Genomic DNA, 5,643 nt, shown 5'->3' with positions numbered 1-5,643 from the left:
AGCTCGTCGATGAAGGCCTGGCCCGCAGCGCCGCCCGCCACATCGCAACCATAGAGCAGCAGGTCGCCGGTCTCCGACAGCGCCGACCCGATGTCGGCCAAGGCGGTAGTCTGCGACGCCAGGCCAGCTGCGTCGAGCCGCGTGCTGCCGAGCAGGAGGGTGCCCTCGGTGCCGTGCGACACGACGTGGATGGACTCGAGGTCGGAATAACCCGCCAGGATGCGCCGCATCTGGGCGACGCCCTCCTCGTCGGCCGAGAGCACGTACCAGTCGCGCTCGCCGGAATCATCGCCCAGGATGGGCAAGAAGCCAGCCACGCGAGAATCGACAAAGGCTACGCTCGTTGCCATGGAACCGTCCCCCAAGGGACTGCGACCTCCCCAAAGCGCCGATCAGTCCTGCGTCTACCCGAGACTACGTCTCCCACCCGGCCACGATATCAAATGCAACCCGACCTTGTCCCCCACGGCCGCCAGTTTTTGGCGTTCCTCGCCCGCCGCGCGGATAACAGGTGGGATACGACCTCGCACATTCGGTCCCTTGCTTCCGAGGCTCTGGAGTAGCGCCCGCCCAGCGGATAAAATTCCGCCATGACACATCGCACACCGCTCACCGGGCCGGCCGTCTGGGCCGGCGACGAAATCAAGGCTTCCACGCGCTGGATCCGCCAGTTCCCTGCGACGGCCGTGACCGAGCTCGATGCGGCGCTCGAGGCAGTCAAAGCCAAGGGCCTGGAATGGTCGCAGATCACGCGCCGGGACTTCCCGCTGTCCGGGCTCGACGGCCTGCTCGACGACATCCGCGACGAGCTCGAGAACGGCTGCGGCATCCTGAAGCTGCGCGGCTTCCCGACCGATCGCTACGACGAGGCCGACCTGCGGCGCGTCTATTTCGGGCTGGGCACGCATCTCGGCACGCCGGTGTTCCAGAACAGGAGCGGCGAGATGATGCGCGCCATCCGCGACGAGGGCGCCCATGTCGGCCGCACCTACGGCGAGACCAAGGACCAGAAGGGCGCGACCTTCCTGTCCTCCTATGCGCGCACCCTGACCAACGGCAGCCTGCGCTTCCATACCGACCGCACGGACGTGGTCGGGCTCTTGTGCGTGCGCCAGGCGCGCGCCGGCGGCGTCAGCACGCTGGCCAGCACGCCGGCCATCCACAATGCCATCCTGGCCCGCCGTCCCGACCTGCTCGACGAGCTGTTCCAGGACTACTGGCGCAGCCGCTTCGGCGAGGAAGGCACGACCAAGGAGACCGCCTACCCGCTGCCGATCTTCGGCCTGCGCGACGGCAAGTTCACCTCGCACTATTCGCTCACCTTCATCGAGGCGGCGCAGATGGCGCCCGGCGTGCCGAAGCTCACCGACAGGCAGAAGGAAGCGATCGACATCCTGATGCAGACCGCCCAGGACCTCTGCTTCGAGATGACGCTCGAGCCCGGCGACCTGCAGCTGATCAACAGCCACGTCACCTATCATGGCCGCACGCCGTTCGAGGACGATTTCGCCGCCGGCAAGAGCCGCCTGCTGCTGCGCATCTGGTTGACGATGCCAAATAACCGGCCGCTGCCGGCCGGCCACGAGATTCTGTGGCGCCACATCGAGGCCAACACGCCGCGCGGTGGGATCCAGCAGATGACGATGTGAAGCAGCGCAGCGAGCGTCATCCTCCTCCCCAGCGTCTTCGCTGGGGAGGTGCCCCGTCATCCGGGGCGGAGGGGTCATTGCTGGGAGCGCGCCACTCCGATGGCGCTCATGGGATGTGTGACCGGCAAGAAGAGCGCCATCGGAGTGGCGCGCTCCCAGCGAAGAGTCACTCCTTCCGCAGCTGCCGCAACTTCCCGACGATGCCCGTCGGGAAGAAATAGACGCACAGCACGAAGGCCACCCCCAGCCACAGGAGCCAGCGGTCGGGGTGGAACAGGTTGGCGAGCAGCGGCACGCCGGCGAGCGCCTTATTGGCGATCGCCAGCAGGTCCTGCAGATAATTCTGGGCGAACACCAGCAGCACCGCGCCGATCACCGCGCCGTAGATCGTGCCCATGCCGCCGATCACCACCATCAGCAGGATGTCGACCATGATGTCGAAACTCAGCGTGGTGTCGGGATTGGTCTGGCTCGACCACAGCGCCAGCAGGGCGCCGGCGAGCGCCGCCACGGCGGCGCCGACGCAGCTTGCAATGGTTCGGTAGACCACGGTGCGGTAGCCGATCGCCTCGGCGCGGAAGGGATTCTCGCGGATCGCCATCAGGACGCTGCCGAACGGCGAGTTGACGATGCGCAGCAGCGCCAGCACCAGCACAAGCGAGACCAGGTAGACGAGATAGTAGTCGACCAGCCTGCCGTTCAGGCGCACGCTGAACAGCGTGCCGTCGGCCAGCGCAAACGACGCGCGCAGCGCCGCCGGCAGGCGATAGTTCAGCCCGTCCTCGCCGCCGGTGATGTCGGAGAGCTGCGAGGCCAGGATGGCGAAGGCGCTGGCGATGGCGAGCGTGATCATGGCGAAGAAGATCGTGCGCACGCGCAGGCTGAACAGGCCGATCAGGACGGCGAGCACGATGGCGACCGCCAAGCCGGCGACGACTCCGACCAGCACCGCGTCCCAGCCGGCACCCATGCGGGAGAGCGCGATCGCCACGCCGTAGGCGCCGATGCCGAAGAACATGGTGTGGGCGAAGGAGACGATGCCGGTGTAGCCCAGCAACAGGTCGAAGCTCGCCGCCAGGACGATGAAGACGCAGATCTTGGCTGCGACGTTCAGCGACTTGGCGCCTGGGAACAGGAACGGCGCCACGGCGAGGCCGACCAGGATGGCGAGCAGCGCCAGCGCCAGCCAGCGGCTGCGCGGCAGGTCGTCGGACAGGAGGGCGCGCAGCATCGCTACCTCCTGGCCACGGGATAGAGCCCCTGCGGCCGCCACAGCAGGACCAGGGCCATCAGCAGGATGTTGGAGCCGAGCGCCACCTTGGGGGCGAGGAAGCCAATGTAGTTGGCGGTCAGGCCGACGAGGAGCGCGCCGACGAAGCAGCCGCCGACCGAGCCCAGCCCGCCGATGATGATGACGATGAAGATCAGCACGGCGACCTGCGCGCCGATCGCCGCCGTCACGGTCTCCTGATAGAGGCCCCACATCGCCCCGCCCAGCCCGGCCAGCGCCGAGCCGGCGACGAACACGCCGACGAACAGGCGGCGGATGCGGTAGCCCAGCGCCTCCACCATTTCGCCGTTCTCGACGCCGGCCCGGATCAGCAGCCCGAGCTTCGTGCGGTTCAGCGTCACCGCGAGCGCGGCGAACACCACCAGGCCGACCAGCACGGCGAGCGCGCGATACTTCTCGATGGCGATGTCGCCCAGCAGGAAGGCGCCGCGCAGCGCCGCCGGCCGGGTGAGCGTGATCTGGTCAGGCCCCCAAACGACCTTGAGGAGCTGCTCGGCGACGATCAGCCCGCCGGTGGTCACCAGGATCTGGCGCAGATGCTGGCCGTAGACCGGCCGTACGATCACGCGCTCGAAGCCCCAGCCCAGGACGCCGCTCACCAGCATGGCCGCCAGCACGGCCGGGCCGACGGCTGCGAGATTGAGCCAGAGCGACTGCGACGCCATCCACGGCGCCAGCGCCAGCATGACACTCGCCGCCACGAAGGCGCCGACGGCGATGAAAGCGCCGTGGCCGAAATTGAGCACGTCCATCAGGCCGAACGTGAGCGTGAGCCCCGACGCCATGACGAAGATCATGAGCCCCATGGCAAGGCCCGCGAAGGTGAGCGTGACCCAGCTCGCGGGCGAGCCGACCAGCGGGAAGGCAACGACGGCGAGCGCCGGGATCAGGAGCAGCGGCAGCCAGTCGCGCTTCATCGGCACACACCCGGCGCGCGCGGCGCGCTCCACGGCGCCGTGACGGCAGTGCGCGGAAGAATCTCATGGCCGGGAGCGCGCCATTCCGTGGCGCTCATGAGGATGGCGGGCGTCTCGCCCACTCGTGGCTCATGAGTGGGCGGGACGCCCGCGGTCCTCAAGCGTATGAGCGCCACGGAGTGGCGCGCTCCCAGCGCATGTTTCATTGGTGGGTGTCCATGCCGAGCCCCAGGAGGTGCTGCTGCAAGGCGGAGTCGGCGGCAAACTCGGCCATGCCGCCGCGGTGCGCCACGCGGCCGTCGTCCATCACCGCGACCGAATCGCCGAGCTGGCGGGCGAAGGCGAAATTCTGCTCGACCACGAGCAGAGTCGACTCGCCGTCCTTCAGCTCGGCGAAGGCGGCGATCATATTGGCGATGATGGCCGGCGCCAGCCCCTTGGTCGGCTCGTCGATCAGCAGCAGGCGGCGCGGCTCGACGATGGCGCGAGCCACCGCCAGCATCTGCTTCTGGCCGCCCGACAGGTTGCCGGCCGGCAGGGTCCAGAAGCGCTTCAGCGCCTCGAAGCGCGCAAATATCCAGTCGAGCCGCTTGGGATCGGGCGGTCCGGCGCGCGCCGCCAGCACCAGGTTCTCCTGCACCGTGAGGTCGGCGAAGATCGCCATGCTCTCGGGCACGTAGGCGATGCCCAGTCGGGCGATGTCGGGCGTCGCGAGGCGGGTGATATCGCGGCCGTCGAAGCGGATCTCGCCCGCAGCGGCGCGCCACAGGCCCATGATGGTGCGCAAGGTCGTCGTCTTGCCGGCGCCATTGCGGCCCAGCAGCATGGTGAGCCCGCCCTCGGCCACGTCGAACTCGACGCCGTGCAGGATGTGGTAGCGGCCGATGTTGGTCTGCACGCCGCGCAGGCTGAGCAGGGCCTCAGTCATGCGCCGCTCCGCCGAGATAGGCCTCGCGCACGATGTCGGAGTTGATCACCTCGGAAGGCCTGCCGTCGGCCACCAGCTTGCCCTGGTGCAGCACGACGATGCGATCGGAGAGCGTGCGGACCACGTCCATCTTGTGCTCGACCAGCAGGATCGTCTTGTCGGCGCGCCGCTTGATGGCGGCAATGATGTCGAGCACCGTCGGCACCTCGTCGACGCTCATGCCGGCGGTCGGCTCGTCGAACATGAAGACGTCGGGCTCGAGCGCCAGCAGGATCGCGACCTCGAGCTTGCGCTGGTCGCCGTGCGGCAGGGTGGCGGCGACGGCGCGGGCGCGGTCGGCGAGCGAGACGGCGGCGAGATGTTCCATCGCCTGATCGGTCAGCTCGCGATGGCCGAGCGTGCGGCTCAGGAGATCGAGCCCCTTGCCGTCCCTCGCCTGCACCGCCAGCCGCACGTTCTCGAGTGCCGTCAGATTGGGGAAGAGGTTGGTGAGCTGGAAGGCCCGGCCGAGCCCCAGCCGGGTCCGGTGCGGCGCAGCGTAGCTCGTGATGTCCTCGCCGTTCAGCTTGACGCGGCCCGAGGTCGCCGGCAGCTGACCGGAGATCAGGTTGAAATAAGTCGTCTTGCCCGCCCCGTTGGGCCCGACGATCGACGTGAGCGTGCCCGGGTGGAAGGCGCAGCTCACGCCATCGACCGCGGCATGCCCGCCGAAGCGGATGGTCAGGTCCTGGGTCTCAAGCATCGATCTTTCGCCTCCCCGGCTTCGCCGGGGAGGTGTCGCCGTCTTACGGCGACGGAGGGGTCATGGCCTCTTCTGGACCGCGGGCGTCCCGCCCGCTCTTCATCATGAGCGGGCGG

The 5,643-nt window shown here is 68.5% G+C and carries 6 protein-coding genes; 1 reads left to right on the top strand and 5 read right to left on the bottom strand.

What is annotated here, in order from left to right:
• On the bottom strand, window positions 1-317 hold a 317-nt coding region (locus AB7O82_RS36815), incomplete at its 3' end, for a DUF4347 domain-containing protein (RefSeq protein WP_428621761.1).
• A gap of 273 nt (window positions 318-590) precedes the next feature.
• Here AB7O82_RS36815 and AB7O82_RS36810 point away from each other — a divergent pair.
• The gene (locus AB7O82_RS36810; RefSeq protein WP_428549595.1) at window positions 591-1,649 is read left to right on the top strand and encodes a TauD/TfdA family dioxygenase; all 1,059 of its coding nucleotides are present in this window, start codon (window positions 591-593) and stop codon (window positions 1,647-1,649) included.
• Window positions 1,650-1,815: 166 nt separating this feature from the next.
• Here AB7O82_RS36810 and AB7O82_RS36805 read toward each other — a convergent pair whose 3' ends face one another.
• The 4 genes from AB7O82_RS36805 to AB7O82_RS36790 form a co-directional block, all read right to left on the bottom strand.
• Window positions 1,816-2,880, bottom strand: a complete 1,065-nt coding sequence (locus tag AB7O82_RS36805; protein ID WP_428556025.1) for a branched-chain amino acid ABC transporter permease — start codon at window positions 2,878-2,880, stop codon at window positions 1,816-1,818.
• A gap of 2 nt (window positions 2,881-2,882) precedes the next feature.
• Complete coding sequence (locus AB7O82_RS36800) at window positions 2,883-3,857, bottom strand: branched-chain amino acid ABC transporter permease (RefSeq protein ID WP_428556023.1); 975 nt, start codon at window positions 3,855-3,857, stop codon at window positions 2,883-2,885.
• Between the two features lie 202 nt (window positions 3,858-4,059).
• Window positions 4,060-4,785 carry an ABC transporter ATP-binding protein gene (locus AB7O82_RS36795; RefSeq protein ID WP_428556020.1) on the bottom strand — a complete coding sequence of 242 codons (726 nt, stop codon included), beginning with the start codon at window positions 4,783-4,785 and terminating at the stop codon, window positions 4,060-4,062.
• Window positions 4,778-5,527: an ABC transporter ATP-binding protein gene (locus AB7O82_RS36790; RefSeq protein ID WP_428556017.1), complete on the bottom strand. Its 750-nt coding sequence runs from the start codon at window positions 5,525-5,527 to the stop codon at window positions 4,778-4,780. Before AB7O82_RS36790 ends, AB7O82_RS36795 begins: the two co-directional genes overlap by 8 nt.
• Window positions 5,528-5,643: the final 116 nt, after the last annotated feature.

The sequence above is a fragment of the Reyranella sp. genome (assembly GCF_050185545.1).
In the GTDB taxonomy this organism is placed as follows: Bacteria; Pseudomonadota; Alphaproteobacteria; order Reyranellales; family Reyranellaceae; genus Reyranella.
This window is presented reverse-complemented; position numbering and strand designations above follow the sequence as displayed.

Bases quoted from the DNA above. Each gene is read 5' to 3' on its own strand.
- AB7O82_RS36810 (WP_428549595.1), top strand. From the start codon at position 591: ATGACACATCGCACACCGCTCACCGGGCCGGCCGTCTGGGCCGGCGAC.
- AB7O82_RS36805 (WP_428556025.1), bottom strand. From the start codon at position 2,880: ATGCTGCGCGCCCTCCTGTCCGACGACCTGCCGCGCAGCCGCTGGCTG.
- AB7O82_RS36800 (WP_428556023.1), bottom strand. From the start codon at position 3,857: ATGAAGCGCGACTGGCTGCCGCTGCTCCTGATCCCGGCGCTCGCCGTC.
- AB7O82_RS36795 (WP_428556020.1), bottom strand. From the start codon at position 4,785: ATGACTGAGGCCCTGCTCAGCCTGCGCGGCGTGCAGACCAACATCGGC.
- AB7O82_RS36790 (WP_428556017.1), bottom strand. From the start codon at position 5,527: ATGCTTGAGACCCAGGACCTGACCATCCGCTTCGGCGGGCATGCCGCG.